This window comes from Marilutibacter maris (genome assembly GCF_006546735.2).
Lineage (GTDB): Bacteria > Pseudomonadota > Gammaproteobacteria > Xanthomonadales > Xanthomonadaceae > Marilutibacter > Marilutibacter maris.
This window is the reverse complement of record NZ_VICD02000162.1, coordinates 1-17678: the sequence shown is the minus strand read 5'-3', so window position 1 is coordinate 17678 and position 17678 is coordinate 1. Positions and strand designations below refer to the sequence as shown.

Here is a 17678-nt window from a genome sequence, read left to right as displayed (position 1 = left end):
GGGGGGGGGGGGACGCATCGGCCGGACGCGGACGATACGCGGTTGCGGGGCCCCGCAGGAGCGGGGTCAGGGCAGCGGAGGCTGGTCGTCCATGGCGGCGAACTCCTCCGCCGTCAGCAGGCCGTCGTCGTCGCGATCGGCCTGGTCGAAGCGCAGGACCAGCGCCGCGTCCGCCGCGGCTTCCTCGCGCGAGAGCAGGCCGTCGGCATTGCGGTCGAGCGCGGTGAAGGCGTCCGGACCGGGAGCGCGCTCGGGTTCGGGCGTGCTGACGGGCGGCGGGTTGCGGGGAGGGGCTTCCTGCGGCCCCGGTCGCGGGCCGGCGGCGAACGCCGCCGACGCCAGTACGATCGACACGCAGGTCAGCATCGCCGCCAACGGTCGTCGTCGCCCCGGGCCGTACACGGTGGGGGTCGCCATCTTCGTCTCCTCGGATACGCAGGTCCTGGTGGGTGCGTGTCCGACGCTATCGATGCAGGTGCGATCCCGGCGCGAGCAACGGATAAAGGTTCCGTAATTTGGTGAATACGGGCGGAAACCGTGTCAGCGGGCATTCACCCGCACAGGGGCGGAGACGGGACGTTGTCGCCGGGAACGGAGGCGCGTGCTCAGTCCAGCTCTCGGTGATGGACGGCGACCTCGTCCCAGCCCTGGCCGCGCGCATGCTCGGCCATGCGTTCGGCGAGATAGACCGAACGGTGGCGGCCGCCGGTGCAGCCGAACGCGACGGTGACGTAGCTGCGGGTGGTGTCCTCGATCATCCGTGGCAGCCAGGTATCGAGGAAGCCGCTCACCTGCGACAGGTACAGGTTTACGTCGGGTTGTTGGTCGAGGTATTCGCGCACGCCGCTGTCGCGACCCGACAGCGGCCGCAGGACCGCGTTCCAGTGCGGATTGGGCAGGCCGCGGGCGTCGAACACGAAGTCCGCGTCGGCGGGCACGCCATGGCGGTAGGCGAACGACTCGAACAGCAGCGAGACGGCGCTGTCGCCGCCCAGTCCGAAGCCGGTGATGATGTGCCGGCGCAACTGGTGCACGTTCATCTCGCTGGTGTCGATCACGGTATCGGCGATCCGCCGCAGCGGACGCGAGACCTGGCGCTCGAGCGCGATCGCGTCGGCCAGCGGCAGCCCCAGTCGGCTCAGCGGGTGGCGGCGGCGGGTGTCGGCATAGCGCCGCAACAGCACCTCGTCGCTGCTTTCGAAATAGACCAGGTGCGGGTCGAAGCCCAGTCCGCCGACCGTCGACAGCCACTCGGGGATGTTGGCCAGATCGCTGTGGCGGTTGCGCACGTCGATCGCCACCGCCAGCTTGGGCGGTGCGCCGTCGTCGCTGTGCACGCTGCGCACGAACTGCGGCAGCAGATCGGCGGGCAGGTTGTCGACGCAGTAGTAGCCCAGGTCCTCCAGGGTCTTCAACGCCACCGACTTGCCCGAGCCGGACATGCCGCTGACGATGACCAGTACCGGTGCGGCGTTGTTGGCGGCGGCCGTATCGGCGTCCGTGTCCGTCCCCGTGCTCACGCGTCCCCCCGTTCCAGGAAATTGCTGTGTCGTGCGATGAAGGCGGCGGCCGGGTCCATGCCCTTCATCCGCAGGCTGTGCAGGCGGGTCGCCGCCTCGGCCAGGACCGCCAGGTTGCGGCCGGGCATCACCGGCAGGGTGATCGTCGGCACGTCCAGGTCGAGGATGCGGCGGGTGCCGCTGTCGCCGGTCAGGCGCTCGATCCCGGTCGGCAGCGGCTCGGCCATCGGCCGGGTGAGGTGGATCACCAGGCGCAGGTACTTGTTGCCCTTGACCGCGGTGTCGCCGAACATCTCGCGGATGTTGAGCACCCCCAGACCGCGCACTTCGAGCAGGTCCTGCAGCATGTCCGGGCAGGTGCCGTCGAGCACGTCCGGCGCGATCTGGGTGAACTCGGGGGCGTCGTCGGCGACCAGCCGGTGGCCGCGGGTGACCAGCTCCAGGGCCAGTTCGCTCTTGCCCGAGCCGGACTCGCCGGTGATCAGCACGCCGATCGAATAGATTTCCATGAACACCCCATGCAGGGTCACCCGCGGCGCCAGCGTGCGCGCGAGGTGGTACTGCATGTGGTTGAGCAGTTCGTGGCCGCGGCGCGGCGAGACCCACAGCGGGGTGCCGGACTCCTCGGCGGCCTCGCGCAGGTCCTCGGGGCAGGGCTGCTGCTTGCTGATCACCATCGCCAGCGGCCGCGACTGGATGATCTTCTCGATCGTCTCCCAGCGCAGGCGCGAGTCCAGCGAGTCCAGCCAGGCCAGTTCCTCGGTGCCGAGGATCTGGACCTTGTTCGGATAGATGGTGTTGAGATAGCCGGCCAGCGACGGCCGCCGCGCGACCGTCTGCACCGACTCCAGCATCCGCGCGGCGCCGGCCTCGCCCGCGATCCAGCGCAGGTCGAGACGCTCGCGCTGCTGCTCGAACAGTTCGCCGGCGCTGATGCTCGCGTTCATGCCCGGCGCCCCGGGCGGTGCCGTGTTCTGCTCATCTGCGCATCCCTGGCGCGGGTCGGAGGGCGTGTCCAGTCGATCATTCACTCGGTCGGTCGCTGCCTTGGGGCCGGGGCGCCATGGTAGCCGGCCATGACGCCCGCGCGGTGACGGGTGGGACGCGCGCCGACCCGCCGGCTCAGGCGCCGAGGTCGCCGTTGCGGGCCAGGCTTTCGCCACGATGGTGGTCGACCATCTTTTCCTTGTGCTTCAGCAGCAGGCGATCGAGCTTGTCGGCAAGCAGGTCGATCGCGGCGTACATGTCGATCGCGTTGGCGTCGGCATGCAGGGTGCGGCCGGCGATGCTGACGGTCGCCTCGGCCTTGTGTTCGGGTTTGTCCAGGCTGAGCTGGGCACGCACGTCCAACGGTTGCTCGTAGTGACGCTCCAGGCGCGACAGCTTGGTCTCGACGTAGTCGCGCAGGGCCGGAGTGACATCGATCTGTTGGCCGTGGGTTTCGATACGCATCGCAGACCTCCTGGTTGATAGCTACGGGTAACCGGGCGCCGCCGCAGACGCCAGCGCGGCTCCGGACTCACAGCATCGCACGATAGCCGCCGCAGCGGGCATACCCCGATGGGCGGCATCGCGGCGCGGGGAGGCGGGCGCGCTCAGCCTATTCTCACGCGATCCTGAGACGATGGAATGTTCATCGCCTCGCGGTACTTGGCGACCGTGCGCCGGGCCACGCTGACCCCGGAGGTCTTGAGGGTCTCGGCCAGGCGCGCATCGGACAGCGGCTTGCGCGGATCCTCGGCATCGATCAGCCCGCGGATCATCGCCTGGATGGCGGTGCTGGAGGACTCGCCGCCGCTGTCGTTGCTGACCCCGGAGGCGAAGAAGCCGCGCAGCGGGATGGTGCCGCGCGGGGTGCGCGCGTACTTGCGGGCGATCGCCCGCGAGACGGTGGATTCGTGCAGGCCGACCTCGGCGGCGACCTCGCGCAGGGTCAGCGGACGCAGCGCGCTGTCGCCGAACTCCAGGAAGCCGGCCTGCTGGCGGATCAGGCACTGGGCGACCTTGAGCAGGGTCTCGCCGCGCGCCTCCAGGCTCTTGAGCAGCCAGCGCGCTTCCTGCAGGTGGCCGCGCAGGTAGCTGGCGTCGGAAGCGCTGGCGCCGCGGATCATGCCCTCGTAGCCGCGGTGGATCGAGATGCGCGGGCGCATGCTCTCGGCCAGTGAGACCCGCCACAACCCGTGCTGGCGCCAGATCACAACGTCCGGGGCGACGTAGGTGTCGTTGCCGGTGCCGCCGACCTGCGAGCCGGGACGCGGGTCGAGCGAGCGCAGCAGTTGCACCGCGACCTCGACCTCGCCCGGATCGAGCTTCATTTCCTGGGCCAGGCCCTCGACGCCGACCCGGGCCAGGCGCTGCAACGGCCCGTTGGCCAGCTGGTGCGCCAGCGCCTTGCCGGGGGTGTCGTCCGCCATCGGCTCCAGCTGCAGGCGCAGGCATTCGCCGAGGTCGCGCGCGCCGACCCCGACCGGGTCGAAACGCTGGATCGTGTGCAGCACGGTGAGGATTTCCTCCTCGCTGGCCTGGATGTCCGGCGCCAGCGACGCCGCGATCGCGTCCAGCGGTTCGCGCAGATAGCCGTCGTCCTCGATCGCCTCGATCACGATCACGCCGATGCGGCGGTCGCGCGGCGACAGGTGGCTCAGGTGCAACTGCCACAGCAGGTGGTCGTGCAGGGTGTCGTCGCTGGCGACCTGCTCGGCGGCGTGGTCGTCGTGGCCGCCGTCGGAGGGGCCGACCCGTTCGTACCAGGGCTCACCGTCGCCCGGGGTCCACTCGTCGACCGCCTCGACCTGTACGTCCTCGCCCCGGGTCTCGTGCGTGCCGGCCTCGGTCGCCGGATCGCCATCGGCGCCGGCCTCGGTCGACGACTCGGTCCAGTCGAGCAGGGGGTTGGTCTCGATCGCGTCGGCCAGCTCCAGTTCCAGCTCGGCGGCGGACAGTTGCAGCAACCGGATCGCCTGACGCAGCTGCGGCGTCATGACCAGGTTCTGTCCGAGTGAGGGTTGGAGGCGGGGCTTCATGGCCTTGTCGGGATCGCGGGCTGTCGGGCTTGGGGCAGGCGCCCGGCCGTTGCGCCCCCGCCGCCGCGAGGCGATGCGCCGTCAATGCGCGCTCCCCGCGGTCGTGCCGGGGCGTCGCGCCGCCGGCAACCGGGGACCCCGCATCAGAGACGGAAGGTTTCCCCCAGGTACACGCGGCGCACGTCCGGATTCGCCAGCAGCGTGTCCGGAGCCCCCTGCGCGAGCACGCCACCGTCGTTGAGGATATACGCGCGGTCGCAGATTCCCAAGGTTTCGCGCACGTTGTGGTCGGTGATCAGCACCCCGATGCCGCGATTCTTGAGGTGGCGCACGATTCGCTGGATCTCGCCGACCGAGATCGGGTCGACGCCGGCGAACGGCTCGTCTAGCAGGATCAGGCGCGGTCGCGCCGCCAGCGCACGGGCGATCTCGACGCGCCGGCGCTCGCCGCCGGACAGGCTGGCGCCGAGCTGGTCGGCGACGTGGGTGACCTGCAGCTCGTCCATCAGGCTGGCCAGCTCGCGTTCGCGACCGGCCTTGTCGAGGTCCTCGCGCAGTTCCAGCACCAGCCGGATGTTGTCGGCGACATCGAGCTTGCGGAACACCGACGGCTCCTGCGGCAGGTAGCCGACGCCGTATTTGGCGCGCGCGTACATCGGCTCGGCGGTGATGTTCTTGCCGTCCAGCTCGATGCGGCCGGCGTCGGCCGGAATCAGGCCGACGATCATGTAGAAGCAGGTGGTCTTGCCGGCGCCGTTGGGTCCGAGCAGGCCGACCACCTCGCCGGCGTCCAGGGTCAGACCGAAGTTCTTGACCACCTCGCGCGAACGGTAGGCCTTGCGCAGGCCCTCGGCGACCAGCATCAGTCGTTCCCCGACTCGTCGGCGGGGGTCGGGTTCTTGGGTTCGATGCGCATGCTGACGCGACCGTTCCCGGAACCGGTGCCGGTGCCGGAGGCCTGTACCCGGCCGGTCTTCATGTTGTAGACCACGCGCGGGCCGTTCATGGTGTTGCCGCGCTGGTTCACGGTCACGTTGCCGGTCAGGGTGACGGTGTCGGAGGTCAGGTCGTAGACGATCCGGCTGGCATTGGCCGAGAACGGGCTGCCGTCGTCCATCTCCTGCTTGAGCCGGGCCGGGCTGCCGGTCAGCACGACCCGGGTCGGTTCGTTGTTGCGGGTGGTGACGTCGGCGCGGGCGGAGCGGATGTCGAGCGTGCCCTGGGTGATCACGACGTTGCCGCTGAGCACGGTCGGCTGGCTCTCGTCCAGCGCGTGGTCGGCATCGTCGGCGTTGATCAGCATCGGCTTGCCCCGGTCCGACGAGCGCGCCTGCACGCCGGCCGGAAGCGCGGCCAGGGACAGCGTGGCCAGGAACAGCGCGGCCAGCGTCAGTGCGGCGCGGCTAGCGTTCGGTGTTCTCATATCGGGAGCGGGTGTCCTTGAGGGTGATCCGGTTGCGCTCGAGGTCGGCCTCGAGCTGACGACCGTTCATTATGAGCCCGGGCTGGGTGAGCGTCACTTTAACCGGCGAGACCGCCCGCCTGGCCTCCGGGAACACGTCCATCTGTTCGGTGCGCATGGTCACCGGGCTGCCGCCGGAATCGGCGCCGTCGGCCTGGACCTGGCCGCGCAGGCGGATCTCGTCGCCGCTCTCGCTGACCCAGGCGGTCTTCGAGCGCACCTCCCAGGCGCCGCCCTGGCTGTCGGCGGCGGGCGGAATCAGGAACAGCGGGGTCTCGATGTCGAGGGTCTTGGTGCCGGGGTCGCGCGCCAGCCGCGGAGCGCGCAGGGTGAACGACTCCTGGCCCTGGGCGTCGAGGGCGATCAGCTCGAAGTCGTTGAGGATGTAGTCGGGCAGTTCCGCGGCGGTGGCCGGCGCGGTGTCGCCGCCGCGCTGGTGCCACAGCACCCAGCCGCTGGCGAGGACGCCGGCGAACAGGATCACGGTGACGAGGCTGCGCCAGCTCATGCCCGGGTTCCGTCGCCGCCGGCGCCGGTGAGGTCGTGCAACAGCGTCTCGGCGTGGCCCTGCGCCGCCAGCAGCAGGTCGCAGAACTCGCGGGCCGCGCCGTGGCCGCCGGCCGCGCAGGTGCGCCAGTGGACGCGCTCGCGGGTCCAGGGGTGGGCGTTGGCCGGCGCCGCCGACAGGCCGACGTGCGGCATCACCTTCAGGTCCGGCAGGTCGTCGCCCATGAAGGCGACCTCGTCCAGGCCGATCCCCAGGCGCGCGGCGATCTCCCGCACGCAGGCGAGCTTGTCCTTGACCCCGGTGTGGGCCTCCACGCCGAGCTCGTCGGCGCGCTGTTCGGCGACCGCGCTGGCACGCGCGGTGACGAAGGCCACGGCGATCCCGGACTTGCGCAGCATCACCAGGCCCATGCCGTCGTGGACGTGGAAGGCCTTGAACTCGCGGCCCTCGCTGTCGAAGCCGAGGTGGCCGTCGGTCAGCGTGCCGTCGACATCGAAACAGACCAGGCGGATGCGCCCGGCGCGTTCGCGGATGTCGGCGGGGTAGTCGTTGAGGTGGCTGTAGGGCATGGGGCGAGGCGTGAGAGGTGGAGCGAGGGGTGAGAGGTGGGGCGAGAAGCGAGAGAGGAGCGCCCGCTTTCGGCGACGTACCCGTCTTTAAACTACCCGCGCCCGCAACAGGTCGTGAATGTTGAGGGCGCCGACGACGCGGTTGTCGGTATCGACCACCAGCAGGCCGCTGATCTTGTGGGTCTCCATCATCCGCGCCGCCTCCACCGCGAGCGCGTCGGCGCCGATGGTCTTGGGCGCGCGGGTCATCACGTCGCCGATCCGGGTCGCGCGCAGGTCGACCGCGGCGTCGTCGAGGCTGCGGCGCAGGTCGCCGTCGGTGTACAGGCCGAGCAGGCGGCCATCGCCGTCGACGATCGCGGTCATCCCCAGCCGCTTGCAGGTGATCTCGACCAGCGCCTGGCTGACGGTGGCGTCGGCGCCGATCCGCGGCACGTCGTCGCCGGCGTGCATCACGTCGGTGATGTGCAGCAGCAGGCGCCGGCCGAGCGAGCCGGCCGGGTGCGAGCGGGCGAAATCGTCGGCGGTGAAGCCGCGCGCCTCCAGCAGCGCGACCGCCAGCGCGTCGCCCATCGCCAGCGCGGCGGTGGTGCTGGAGGTCGGGGCGAGGTCCAGCGGACAGGCCTCGGCCGGCACGGTGACGTCCAGGTGGATGTCGGCCTCGCGGGCCAGGGTCGAACCGGGGCGGCCGGTCATCGCGATCAGCGGATTGCCCTGGCGACGCAGTACCGGCAGCAGCATCAGCACCTCGTCGCTCTCGCCGGAATTGGACAGCGCCAGCACCACGTCGGCGTCGGTGACCATGCCCAGGTCGCCGTGCCCGGCCTCGCCCGGGTGGACGAAGAACGCCGGGGTGCCGGTCGAGGCCAGGGTCGCGGCGATCTTGCGGGCGACGTGGCCGGACTTGCCCATGCCGGTGCAGACCACCCGGCCGGACGCGTTCAGCACCAGCCGGCAGGCGGCGGCGAACTCGGCCCCGACCCGGTCGGCGACCGCGGCCAGCGCCTGGCCCTCGATCTCGAAGACGCGGCGCCCGCAGGCGGCCAGGCCGTCGTCGGTAACCGGGGCGAGGGGACTTGCAGTGGAAGGGGATGCGGCCATCGGCAGGTGAACCGGCGCGCGGCCGGGATTTATGACGGGAGGGGATTGGGCTAGGCTAAGCCGCCAATTCTAGGCGGTTCCCGGCGCGATTGCCCGTGAGTGCCCCGCGGCCGCGCATCGGCGCGCAGCCACGCTTCATCAGATGCTCGGACCGCCATCGCTTCCCGTTACGCTCCATTTCCGCCAAGCCTGCATTCGCAAGGATTTCCCGTGACCCCCGCCACCATCCAGTCATTGATCGAACAGGGCCTGCCCGGTGCCCGCGCCGACGTGCGCGGCGACGACGGCGTTCATTTCGAGGCCACCGTGGTCTGCGAGGCCTTCCGCGGCAAGCTGCCGCTGGCCCGCCACCGCCTGGTCTACGCGACCCTCGGCGAACGCATGGGCGGCGAGATCCACGCCCTGTCGCTGAAGACCCTGACCCCCGAAGAAGCCGCCTGAGCGGCCCCGAACCGGAACCCCCATGCAGAAAATCGTTGTCCAGGGCGGGCGCCCGCTCACCGGTGAAGTCCAGATTTCCGGCGCCAAGAACGCGGTCCTGCCGATCCTGTGCGCGACCCTGCTGGCCGACGGGCCGGTGGAAATCAGCAACGTCCCGCACCTGCACGACGTCGTCACCACGGTGAAGCTGCTCGGCGAGCTCGGCGCCGGCATCACCATCGACGAGCAGTACGGCATCACCGTCGACCCGACCACGGTCCACAGCCAGGTCGCCTCCTACGAGCTGGTCAAGACCATGCGCGCCTCGGTGCTGGTGCTGGGGCCGCTGCTGGCCCGCTACGGCCACGCCGAGGTGTCGCTGCCCGGCGGTTGCGCGATCGGTTCGCGCCCGGTCGACCAGCACATCAAGGGCCTGCAGGCGCTGGGCGCGGAGATCAGCGTCGAGAACGGCTTCATCAAGGCCCGCGCCGAGCGGCTGAAGGGCGCGCGCTGCGTGTTCGACATGGTCAGCGTCGGCGCCACCGAGAACGTGCTGATGGCCGCCACCCTCGCCGAGGGCACCAGCGTGCTGGAGAACGCGGCGATGGAGCCGGAGATCGTCGACCTGGCCGAGTGCCTGAAGGCGCTCGGCGCGCGCATCGAGGGCGCCGGCAGCAACCGGATCGTGGTCGAGGGCGTCGAACGCCTGCACGGCGGCCGCCATTCGGTGGTGCCGGACCGGATCGAGACCGGCACCTTCCTGGTCGCGGCGGCGATGACCGGCGGCCGCATCACCGCCCGACGCGCGCGTCCGGACACGCTCGACGCGGTGATCGACAAGCTGCGCCACACCGGCGCCGCGATCGAGGTCGACGGCGATCGCATCAGCCTCGACATGGGCGGCAAGCGGCCGCGCGCGGTCGACATCACCACCGCGCCGCACCCGGGTTTTCCGACCGACATGCAGGCGCAGTTCATGGCGCTGAACTGCGTCGCCGACGGGGTCGGGGTGATCAACGAGACGATCTTCGAGAACCGCTTCATGCACGTGAACGAGCTGCTGCGGCTGGGCGCGGACATCCGCGTCGACGGCCACACCGCGGTCGTGCGCGGGGTCGAGCGGCTCAGCGGCGCGCCGGTGATGGCGACCGACCTGCGCGCCTCGGCCTCGCTGATCCTGGCCGGCCTGGTCGCCGATGGCGAGACCACGATCGACCGCATCTACCACCTCGATCGCGGTTACGAGAACATCGAGGAAAAGCTGTCGGGGCTGGGTGCCCGCATTCGCAGGATCAGTTGATTTGATTTGGCTGAGTCGATCCGGCCGAGTCGATCCAGGCGGATCGACCGGCAGGGGCCGACTCCCACGGCCCCGCCGTGACGCCGTGGCGATCAGCGCAGCGACTGGATGGTCAGTTCCAGCGCGTCGCCGTTCTTGTTGCGCTGGACGATGCGCGCCGGCACCGGCAGGCCCTCGACCACCCAGGCGGTGGTCTGACGGCGGCCGTCGTCGCTGACCACCTTGGTCGCGGTGCGGGCCTGGCCATCGATGTCGATGGTTTCCCGACCGGCGGTGGTGTAGTCCAGTTGCTTGACCCGACCGTCGTCGACCATGCGATAGCGCAACGGCTGGCCGGCGGCGAGGTCGCGCACGATCGCCAGATTGATCAGCAGCGCATCCATGTCGCCGGGACGCAGTGCGATCGGGCCGGCGCGGTCGGGCTTCACGTCTCCGCTCCAGCGCGCCTCGCCACGCGACCAGTCGTAGGTCGCGCTCTTGCGCGAGCGCTTGACCAGCACCTTGTTGGTGTCGTTGCTGGTGAGCGGACGCCACTGGCCGTCCTTGATCTCGAACACGGTGACCTGGCTGAGGTCGGCCAGCGCGTTGCGCACGTTCAGGCTGTAGCGCCAGCGGTCCTGGCCATCGCGGGCGAGGATCATCTGGCCGTTCGCCTCCATGCCCATGAAGCTGGCCTTGTAGTCGGCGGTGAACGGCTCGATCGCGCGGGCCGGCAGCAGCGCACCCGCCGCCAGCATTGCGGTCAGGGCGAGGCCGGCGATCGGCTTGAGTCGCTTGTGCAGGTTCGGTGCAGGGTTCATCTATCGCACTCCCGTTGTCATTGGGGCCCGGGCGCCCGTCTTCCGGGGGCGTTCGGGCATCGCGGGGCCGGCATCGGCCCGGACCCGCGCTCGCGGTGGCCGACGACAGCCGGCCGGGTCCGCGGAAACTCCGTCCATGGCGGAAGACCGTCGCTTCATTCGGCGGTTCCGTAATCGATCAGGCGCAGGTCGTAGGTGTCCTCGCCGTCCTCGCGCTGCAGCATGCGGACCGGCGTCGGCACGCCCTCGACCACCCAGATCACGGTCTCTTCGTTGTCGGGCGCGCCGTCCTCGATCGGCAGCCGGGTCACCCGCATCGCGTTGTAGCTGAGCTCGCCGACGCGGACGCCTTCCAGCGCCTCGTCGACCCGATAGACATGGGGGCGGGCACGGCCGTTGTCGACATAGCGATAGTGCAGGGTCTTGCCCGGCTCGGCGTCGCGGATCACCGCGAGATTGATCAACAGGCCGCTCATGTCGCCGGGTTGCAGCGGAACCGGGCGCTGGCGCCATTCCTTGATGTCGCCGCTCCACAGCGCCTGCCGGGCCTGCCAGTCATAGCTGCCGGTGGTGCGCTTGCGGGTGAACAGGGTCTTGCGCACGGTGGCCTGGCTCAGCGGCAGGAAGCCCGCGGCGGTGTCCTCGAACACCGTGCTCTGCTCGGCGTTGATGCCGGCGAGCCTGAACAGGCCGCGGCCGCCCATGGTCAGGTCGACGCGCCAGCGCGGCGCATCCAGTTCGACCACCTGCAGGGTCGCATTGCCGAGCGTGTGGCCGCCGTTGAGGACCTCGTAGCGGGCGATGAAGGGTTCCAGTGCCGGTGCCGGTTCGGGCGCGGTCGATGCGGTCGAGTCCGGGGCCGCGACCGGCGCGGCGGCATGCGCGTCCGTCACCGGCGCCATGGCGGCCAGGGCGACGGAGAGCAGGGCGACGATGGCGCGGGCGGGAAGGCGGGGCATGTGGGGTCCGGGGGAGGAGGCGTCTGGAAGTGGTTGGCGTCCTGGCGCGACGCGGGCGACGCGCGACGACCGGCGGTCAGCCTAGCAGGCGGTCGTCATCGCCAAGTTGCAGCGGTGCGGCCAGCGGTCGACCGCGATCGGCGACCCGGCCGGCCAGCAGTCGCACCCGGCCCTCGACCAGGGCGCCGACGGTGGCCAGCAGCAGCGGATGCTCGCGCGCCAGCACGCGCTCGGCCAGGCGCGCGGCATCGTCTCCGGGCAGCACCGGCACCCGCGCCTGGGCGATCACCGGGCCGCCGTCCAGCTCGGCGGTGACGAAATGCACGCTGGCGCCGTGCTCGGTCGCACCGGCGTCCAGCGCCTGCTGGTGGGTGTGCAGGCCCTTGAAGGCCGGCAGCAGCGATGGGTGGATGTTGATCATGCGACCTGCCCGCGCCTCGACGACGTGTTCGCTCAGCAGCCGCATGTATCCCGCACAGACGATGAGGTCGGGCTGAACGCCGTCGATGCGGCTGAACAGCGCTTCATCGAAGGCGGGACGGGAGTCGAAGTCCCGTGGGCGCAGCGACACGGCCGCAATGCCGGCGGCTCGGGCCCGTTCCAGCGCACCGGCACCGGCGCGGTCGGAGAACACCCCGACCACTTCCGCGGCAAGCCTGCCGGCGGCGATCGCATCGATGAGCGCCTGCAGGTTGCTGCCCCGCCCGGAGGCGAGCACGGCGATCCGGCGCATGCGTTCAGCCGATCTTGACGCGGGAATCGCCGTTGGCCCGGGTCACCCGTCCGATGCGCCAGCTCGGCAGTTGCAGGCGCGCCAGGTCGGCCTCGACCGCGGTGGCGTCGGCGGGCGCCACCGCCAGCACGAAGCCGATGCCGCAGTTGAAGGTCCGCCACATCTCCTCGGCCGGCACCGCGCCCTCGCGCTGCAGCCACTCGAACACCGGCGGCAGCGGCCAGCTGGACGCATCGACGTCGATGCCCAGGCCGTCGGGGATCACCCGGATGATGTTCTCGGTCAGGCCGCCGCCGGTGATGTGCGCCATCGCGTGGATCGCTTCGGCGTGCGCGGACAGCAGTTCCAGCACCGGCTTCACGTACAGCCGGGTCGGCGCCATCAGCGCGTCGGCGAGGGTCTGGCCGTCGGCCAGGGCATGCCCGGCCGGGCTGCCGGCGCGCTCGTAGATCTTGCGGATCAGCGAGTAGCCGTTGGAGTGCGGGCCGGACGAGGCGATGCCGATCAGCAGGTCGCCGTCGCCGGTGCGGCCGCCATCGAGCAGCTTCGATTTCTCGACCGCGGCGACGCAGAAGCCGGCCAGGTCGTACTCGCCCGGCGGATACATGTCCGGCATCTCGGCGGTTTCACCGCCGATCAGCGCGCAGCCGGACTCCTCGCAGCCGCGGGCGATGCCACCGACCACCGCGGCGGCGGTGTCGATGTCGAGCCTGCCGGTGGCGAAGTAGTCGAGGAAGAACAGCGGCTCGGCGCCCTGCACCAGCACGTCGTTGACGCACATCGCGACCAGGTCGATGCCGATGGTGTCGTGGCGGCCGAGCTGCTGGGCCAGCTTGAGCTTGGTGCCGACGCCGTCGGTGCCGGACACCAGCACCGGCTCCTTGTACTTGTTGGACAGGTCGAACAGCGCACCGAAGCCGCCCAGGCCGCCCATCACCTCGGGCCGGAAGCTGCGCTTGACCAGGGGCTTGATGCGCTCGACGAGCTCGTTGCCAGCGTCGATGTCGACGCCGGCGTCGCGGTAGGTCAGGGGAGTGGGAGTCACGGTACGGTCGCGAAGGGCGGCAAGGACGGCAATTTTAGCAGTCGCACGCGCGGCAGTCGCGTATCGGGCACGGCGTGGCGGCGGGCGCGGCGGCGGTTCGATCGACGCCGTCGATGGACGTACCGGCCCGGCTGCGGCACCATTCCAGGCATTCCGATAGTAATCCAGACGGCGAAACCTGCATGACTGGCGCCCTGCGTACGGCCTTCCACCTGTCCCGGTCCGCGATCCGGACCCCCTCAATCCTGTTGCTGCTGTTGCTGCTGGCGGGCCCGGCGGCGGCGCAGCGCGTCGAGGGCGACCGCGCCAGTGCCGGCGACATCTACACCGCCGAGGTGGTCGTGCGCGGCCAGGGCGAGGCCGAGCGCAAGTCGGCGTTCGCGCGCGGCCTGGCGCAGGTGCTCGGCAAGCTCTCGGGCGATCGCTCGGCGGCTTCGCGCCCGGGCGTGGGTCAGGAACTGCGCCGGGCCGAGGAGTTCGTGACCGGCTACGACTACCGTCAGGACGAGAGCATCTCCTCCAGCGGCGCCCCGAGGTACCAGACCCTGCTGGTGGCGCGCTACGACGAGGACGGCGTCGATGCGCTGGCCTCGACCCTGGGCATCCCGGTGTGGCCGGCGCCACGGCCCAAGCCGGTGCTGTGGCTGGCGATCGACGACGGCAGCGGCCCGCGCCTGGTCGGCCTGTCGAAGGCCAATGCCGCGCGCTCGGTGCTGGACCGTGCGGTGCAGCGCGGCTACCGGCTCGGCCTCCCCGGAGGCAGCGCCGCCGAGCACGCGGTGGTCGGTGCGATCTGGCGTGGCGATACCGCCGCCGTCGCCCGCGCCTCGCAGCGCTACAGCCCGCCGATGCAGCTGATCGGCAAGCTGTACCGCAGGAATGGCGGCTGGGCCGCCGACTGGATCTTCGTCGACCGCGGCCGGGTGCTGGCGCGCTGGTCGGAGAGCGGCGCAGACGCGCGCATGGTGATGGCCACCGGCGCCGACGGTGCCGCCGACGCCCTGACCAAGCGCTATGCCAAGCGCAGCGCGGTGGGCCCGGCCGGCAACTATGCGGTCACCTTCCGCGGCCTCGACAGCAGCGAGGACTACATGCGCCTGTCCGGCTACCTGCAGAAGCTGGCGGTGGTGCGCGCGATCAAGCCGCTGCACGCCGATGCCGAGAGCATCGTGCTCGAACTGGAGCTGCTGACCGGGCTGCCGGGGCTGAAGCGGATGGTCGACGACGGCGACGTGCTGGTCGCCCTGCAACCCGCGTCGCCCACGATGCCGACCGAGCCGGGCCCGGTGATCGACACCGACCCCGATGACGGGAGCGGCACCGAGACGCCGGCTCCCGACGTCTATCTGGTGCGCTGATGCAATCGATGGAATCGCTCGACGATATCGCCCGCTTCCTCAAGCGGCTGCAATGGGGCGCGCTGGCGCTGGCCCTGCTGTGGCTGCTGTGGGCGCTGGGGCCGATCCTGACGCCGTTCGTGCTGGGCGCGCTGTTGGGTTGGCTCGGCGATCCGCTGGTCGATCGGATCGAGCGATCCGGGCGCTCGCGCAATGTCGCGGTCGCCCTGGTGTTCACCCTGATGGCACTGCTGCTGGTGCTGGCGCTGTTGATCCTGGTGCCGATGATCGAGCGCCAGATCATGACCGTGATCGAGCTGCTGCCGAAGGCGCAGACCTGGCTGCTGGAGACCGCGTTGCCGTGGGTCGAGCAGCGCACCGGCATCGAGCTGGTCGGCTGGCTCGACCCGCAGGCGCTGATCCAGCTGGCGCGCAGCCACTGGCAGGAGGCCGGCGGCGTCGCCGCTTCGCTGTTCGGCTACGTGTCGCGCTCCGGCATCGCGGTGGTCGCCTGGGTCGCCAACATCGTGCTGCTGCCGATCCTGACCTTCTACTTCCTGCGCGACTGGGACAAGCTGGTCGAGCGGGTCGCCGCGCTGGTGCCGCGCAACCATATCGGTACGGTCGGGCGCCTGGCGCACGAGTCCAACGAGGTGCTGTCGGCGTTCCTGCGCGGCCAGATCCTGGTGATGCTGGCGCTGGGCGCGATCTACGCGATCGGCTTGAGCGTGGTCGGCCTGAAGGTCGGCCTGCTGATCGGCATCGTCGCCGGGCTGATCAGCTTCGTGCCCTATCTGGGCACCGCGACTGGTGTGGTGCTGGGCCTGGTGGCCGCATTCATCCAGCCCGACGGCGACTTCACCCTGGTGCTGATGGTCGCCGGCGTGTTCGTGCTCGGCCAGATGCTGGAGGGCTACGTGCTGACCCCGAGGATCGTCGGCGACCGGATCGGCCTGCACCCGATGGCGGTGATCTTCGCGATCATGGCCGGCGGCCAGCTGTTCGGCTTCCTCGGCATGCTGATCGCGCTGCCGGTCGCGGCGGTCGCCAACGTGCTGCTGCGGTACGCGCAGGAGCGCTATACCCACAGCCGCCTGTACGCCGGCGAGCAGGCCGGTGGCGTGGCCGAGCCCGGCGCGGTGCCGGTGGTGGTCGCCAGTCTCGGCGACACCGGAGTGCCGGCCAGCGCGCTGGCGACGGAGCGCGAGACGGGCGTCGGCACGGTCGCCGGGGACGACGAAGGGCAGGATCGCGGGTGACCGGTCCGCAGTTGCCGTTGGCGCTGCGCTACCCGCCGGACCAGCGTTTCGAGACCTATATCGGCGCGCCGGACGGAGTGCTGGCGCAGTTGCAGGCGATCGCCGCCGGAAGCGGTCGCGATTGGCTGTACCTGGCCGGCCCGGCCGGAGTCGGCAAGACCCACCTGATGCTGGCGACCTGTGCCGCCGCCGAGGCGGCCGGTCGGCGGGTCGCGTTCCTGCCGCTGCAGGCCGCGGCAGGGCGTCTGGGCGATGCGTTGCAGGCGCTGGAAGGCAACGACCTGGTCGCGTTGGACGGACTGGAGGCGGTCGCCGGACGGCGTGAGGACGAGGTCGCCCTGTTCGATGCGCACAACCGCGCACGCGCGTCCGGCGCCTGCCTGCTGTACGCCGCGCGCGGCAATCCGGCCGAGCTGGCGTTGAGCCTGCCGGACCTGCGTTCGCGGTTGTCGCAATGCGCGCGCGTGGTGCTGGAGCCGCTCGACGACGACGGCCGCCGCGCGGTGCTGTCGCAGCGTGCGCAGCGGCGTGGACTGGTGCTGGAGGCGGCCGCGCTGGACTGGCTGCTGAAGCGGGCCGGACGCGATCTGAGCGGACTGACCGCGCTGCTGGACCGGCTCGACCGTGCCTCGCTGGCGGCGCAGCGCCGGTTGACCGTGCCGTTCCTGCGCCAGGCGCTGGGCGACAGCCTCGGCCTGGACTGAGCCGCCGGCGGTCGGACGCGCTCCGATCCGGCGTTTTCCCGCATCCCATTCCCTACCCGCGCACGGGCGCGGTGAGCGTGGCCCGTCCGACGCTCGGCTAGTCGCAGGCGTCCTCGACTTCCTGCCAGACCAGCGGTTCCCAGTACGCGTTCTCGCTGATCGCGCGGCTGCTGAGATTGCGGTCGAGGAAGCGCGCGCCCAGCCGGTAGCGCACGCCGGGCCGGACATCGACCACCAGCGCCTTGCCGGCGCGCGCGCCTTCGCGCGAGCGCATGCGCGAGCGCTGGGCCTGCTGCAGCGGGTCGAAGCGGATGTCCTCGATGCGCTCGCCGACGATCACCACGTGCAGGCCGGCTTCGAGCCGATGGCGGTTGGCGTCGACCGGGCGGCCGCGGCCGTCGATGTCGAGGATCTCGACCGGGTGCAGGCGGTCGCTGACGTGCGGCAGGGTGCCGCGGTTGGTGACGTAGCCGCAGCCCGGCGCCACCGCTGCGGCGGTGTCCGCGGCCGCGGTACCGTTGAGGGTCAGCTCGCGGCCGTCGCGGGATACCCGCAGTTCCAGGTCGCGCCGGGTGGCCAGGGCCTCGTTCATCACCTTCGACGGCTCCAGGGTGCCGGTCAGCGGGCGGTCGTTGACCGCCAGGATGCGATCGCCGACCCGCAGGCCGATGCGGTCGCCGCTGCCACCGGGGGTCACCGCCATCACCATCAGGCCGTCCGCATGCGGACGGCGGACGTCGACCACGGCGTCGAGCGCGTTGCCGCCGCTGGCCATCGCCAGGGTGGCGGGCAACAGTGTCGCGGTCGCCGACGGCGGCAGCCCGGAGGCGGCGGCGGGCGCGAGCCCGAGCGCCAGGAGCAGGCACGGAAGGCGGCGGATCAATCGCGGCATGGTGGGCATCAGGATGGATTACCGGCGTCGGTCGCGGAGGCGAGCG

20 protein-coding genes are annotated in these 17678 nt (G+C 71.0%); 5 read left to right on the top strand and 15 right to left on the bottom strand.

Annotation, left to right across the window (positions count from 1 at the left end; genetic code table 11):
* Positions 1-66 precede the first annotated feature (66 nt).
* The 10 genes from FKV24_RS09880 to FKV24_RS09835 all read right to left on the bottom strand — a co-directional run bounded on the left by FKV24_RS09880 (position 67) and on the right by FKV24_RS09835 (position 8183).
* Positions 67-417, bottom strand: coding sequence for an EF-hand domain-containing protein (locus FKV24_RS09880; protein ID WP_141482254.1), 351 nt, complete (start codon positions 415-417; stop codon positions 67-69).
* Positions 418-605: 188 nt separating this feature from the next.
* Positions 606-1442 carry an RNase adapter RapZ gene (gene rapZ / locus FKV24_RS09875; protein ID WP_141482256.1) on the bottom strand — a complete coding sequence of 279 codons (837 nt, stop codon included), beginning with the start codon at positions 1440-1442 and terminating at the stop codon, positions 606-608.
* A gap of 74 nt (positions 1443-1516) precedes the next feature.
* Positions 1517-2467 (bottom strand): HPr(Ser) kinase/phosphatase, encoded by a 951-nt coding sequence (gene hprK / locus FKV24_RS09870; RefSeq protein WP_111265714.1) that lies wholly within the window; start codon positions 2465-2467, stop codon positions 1517-1519.
* Between the two features lie 175 nt (positions 2468-2642).
* Entirely contained in the window at positions 2643-2972 is a 330-nt protein-coding gene (gene hpf, locus FKV24_RS09865; RefSeq protein WP_111265715.1) for a ribosome hibernation-promoting factor, HPF/YfiA family, read from the bottom strand.
* A 143-nt stretch (positions 2973-3115) separates the two neighbouring features.
* Positions 3116-4543 (bottom strand): RNA polymerase factor sigma-54, encoded by a 1428-nt coding sequence (locus tag FKV24_RS09860; RefSeq protein WP_141482253.1) that lies wholly within the window; start codon positions 4541-4543, stop codon positions 3116-3118.
* A gap of 143 nt (positions 4544-4686) precedes the next feature.
* On the bottom strand, positions 4687-5406 hold the full coding sequence (gene lptB, locus FKV24_RS09855; RefSeq protein WP_111265717.1) for an LPS export ABC transporter ATP-binding protein: 720 nt from the start codon (positions 5404-5406) through the stop codon (positions 4687-4689).
* Positions 5406-5966 (bottom strand): lipopolysaccharide transport periplasmic protein LptA, encoded by a 561-nt coding sequence (gene lptA, locus FKV24_RS09850; RefSeq protein WP_111265718.1) that lies wholly within the window; start codon positions 5964-5966, stop codon positions 5406-5408. Before lptA ends, lptB begins: the two co-directional genes overlap by 1 nt.
* Entirely contained in the window at positions 5947-6513 is a 567-nt protein-coding gene (gene lptC / locus FKV24_RS09845; RefSeq protein WP_141482252.1) for an LPS export ABC transporter periplasmic protein LptC, read from the bottom strand. Before lptC ends, lptA begins: the two co-directional genes overlap by 20 nt.
* Positions 6510-7082: a KdsC family phosphatase gene (locus FKV24_RS09840; protein WP_141482251.1), complete on the bottom strand. Its 573-nt coding sequence runs from the start codon at positions 7080-7082 to the stop codon at positions 6510-6512. The genes lptC and FKV24_RS09840 overlap by 4 nt, the downstream gene beginning before the upstream one ends.
* Before the next feature lie 87 nt (positions 7083-7169).
* Positions 7170-8183 (bottom strand): KpsF/GutQ family sugar-phosphate isomerase, encoded by a 1014-nt coding sequence (locus FKV24_RS09835; RefSeq protein WP_141482250.1) that lies wholly within the window; start codon positions 8181-8183, stop codon positions 7170-7172.
* A gap of 210 nt (positions 8184-8393) precedes the next feature.
* On the opposite strand from FKV24_RS09835, the gene FKV24_RS09830 reads away from it, so the two are divergent.
* Positions 8394-8624, top strand: coding sequence for a BolA family protein (locus FKV24_RS09830; protein WP_111265722.1), 231 nt, complete (start codon positions 8394-8396; stop codon positions 8622-8624).
* A 22-nt stretch (positions 8625-8646) separates the two neighbouring features.
* Positions 8647-9903: a UDP-N-acetylglucosamine 1-carboxyvinyltransferase gene (gene murA, locus FKV24_RS09825; protein WP_111265723.1), complete on the top strand. Its 1257-nt coding sequence runs from the start codon at positions 8647-8649 to the stop codon at positions 9901-9903.
* Positions 9904-9995: 92 nt separating this feature from the next.
* On the opposite strand, the gene FKV24_RS09820 is transcribed toward murA, so the two are convergent.
* The 4 genes from FKV24_RS09820 to purM form a co-directional block, all read right to left on the bottom strand.
* Positions 9996-10703 carry a DUF3108 domain-containing protein gene (locus FKV24_RS09820; RefSeq protein WP_249040981.1) on the bottom strand — a complete coding sequence of 236 codons (708 nt, stop codon included), beginning with the start codon at positions 10701-10703 and terminating at the stop codon, positions 9996-9998.
* Positions 10704-10858: 155 nt separating this feature from the next.
* Positions 10859-11662, bottom strand: a complete 804-nt coding sequence (locus FKV24_RS09815; RefSeq protein ID WP_141482249.1) for a DUF3108 domain-containing protein — start codon at positions 11660-11662, stop codon at positions 10859-10861.
* 76 nt (positions 11663-11738) lie between these two features.
* On the bottom strand, positions 11739-12395 hold the full coding sequence (gene purN / locus FKV24_RS09810) for a phosphoribosylglycinamide formyltransferase (RefSeq protein ID WP_111265725.1): 657 nt from the start codon (positions 12393-12395) through the stop codon (positions 11739-11741).
* Positions 12396-12399: 4 nt separating this feature from the next.
* The gene (gene purM / locus FKV24_RS09805; RefSeq protein WP_141482255.1) at positions 12400-13425 is read right to left on the bottom strand and encodes a phosphoribosylformylglycinamidine cyclo-ligase; all 1026 of its coding nucleotides are present in this window, start codon (positions 13423-13425) and stop codon (positions 12400-12402) included.
* Positions 13426-13622: 197 nt separating this feature from the next.
* Here purM and FKV24_RS09800 point away from each other — a divergent pair, with 197 nt between their 5' ends.
* From FKV24_RS09800 to hda, 3 genes are read left to right on the top strand one after another with little or no spacing between them, the layout of a single operon-like run.
* Positions 13623-14798: a DUF2066 domain-containing protein gene (locus FKV24_RS09800; RefSeq protein WP_141482248.1), complete on the top strand. Its 1176-nt coding sequence runs from the start codon at positions 13623-13625 to the stop codon at positions 14796-14798.
* Between the two features lie 8 nt (positions 14799-14806).
* A complete protein-coding gene (locus FKV24_RS09795) occupies positions 14807-16036 on the top strand; it encodes an AI-2E family transporter (RefSeq protein ID WP_211371838.1) in 1230 nt (409 codons plus the stop codon).
* Positions 16033-16740 (top strand): DnaA regulatory inactivator Hda, encoded by a 708-nt coding sequence (hda, locus tag FKV24_RS09790; protein WP_111265727.1) that lies wholly within the window; start codon positions 16033-16035, stop codon positions 16738-16740. Before FKV24_RS09795 ends, hda begins: the two co-directional genes overlap by 4 nt.
* 97 nt (positions 16741-16837) lie before the next feature.
* Here hda and FKV24_RS09785 read toward each other — a convergent pair whose 3' ends face one another.
* Positions 16838-17632 (bottom strand): PDZ domain-containing protein, encoded by a 795-nt coding sequence (locus FKV24_RS09785; protein WP_211371837.1) that lies wholly within the window; start codon positions 17630-17632, stop codon positions 16838-16840.
* Between the last annotated feature and the right edge of the window lie 46 nt (positions 17633-17678).

Bases quoted from the DNA above. Each gene is read 5' to 3' on its own strand.
- FKV24_RS09880 (WP_141482254.1), bottom strand. From the start codon at position 417: ATGGCGACCCCCACCGTGTACGGCCCGGGGCGACGACGACCGTTGGCG.
- rapZ (WP_141482256.1), bottom strand. From the start codon at position 1,442: ATGTCCGGCTCGGGCAAGTCGGTGGCGTTGAAGACCCTGGAGGACCTG.
- hprK (WP_111265714.1), bottom strand. From the start codon at position 2,467: ATGAACGCGAGCATCAGCGCCGGCGAACTGTTCGAGCAGCAGCGCGAG.
- hpf (WP_111265715.1), bottom strand. From the start codon at position 2,972: ATGCGTATCGAAACCCACGGCCAACAGATCGATGTCACTCCGGCCCTG.
- FKV24_RS09860 (WP_141482253.1), bottom strand. From the start codon at position 4,543: ATGAAGCCCCGCCTCCAACCCTCACTCGGACAGAACCTGGTCATGACG.
- lptB (WP_111265717.1), bottom strand. From the start codon at position 5,406: ATGCTGGTCGCCGAGGGCCTGCGCAAGGCCTACCGTTCGCGCGAGGTG.
- lptA (WP_111265718.1), bottom strand. From the start codon at position 5,966: ATGAGAACACCGAACGCTAGCCGCGCCGCACTGACGCTGGCCGCGCTG.
- lptC (WP_141482252.1), bottom strand. From the start codon at position 6,513: ATGAGCTGGCGCAGCCTCGTCACCGTGATCCTGTTCGCCGGCGTCCTC.
- FKV24_RS09840 (WP_141482251.1), bottom strand. From the start codon at position 7,082: ATGCCCTACAGCCACCTCAACGACTACCCCGCCGACATCCGCGAACGC.
- FKV24_RS09835 (WP_141482250.1), bottom strand. From the start codon at position 8,183: ATGGCCGCATCCCCTTCCACTGCAAGTCCCCTCGCCCCGGTTACCGAC.
- murA (WP_111265723.1), top strand. From the start codon at position 8,647: ATGCAGAAAATCGTTGTCCAGGGCGGGCGCCCGCTCACCGGTGAAGTC.
- FKV24_RS09820 (WP_249040981.1), bottom strand. From the start codon at position 10,703: ATGAACCCTGCACCGAACCTGCACAAGCGACTCAAGCCGATCGCCGGC.
- FKV24_RS09815 (WP_141482249.1), bottom strand. From the start codon at position 11,662: ATGCCCCGCCTTCCCGCCCGCGCCATCGTCGCCCTGCTCTCCGTCGCC.
- purN (WP_111265725.1), bottom strand. From the start codon at position 12,395: ATGCGCCGGATCGCCGTGCTCGCCTCCGGGCGGGGCAGCAACCTGCAG.
- FKV24_RS09800 (WP_141482248.1), top strand. From the start codon at position 13,623: ATGACTGGCGCCCTGCGTACGGCCTTCCACCTGTCCCGGTCCGCGATC.
- FKV24_RS09795 (WP_211371838.1), top strand. From the start codon at position 14,807: ATGGAATCGCTCGACGATATCGCCCGCTTCCTCAAGCGGCTGCAATGG.
- FKV24_RS09785 (WP_211371837.1), bottom strand. From the start codon at position 17,632: ATGCCGCGATTGATCCGCCGCCTTCCGTGCCTGCTCCTGGCGCTCGGG.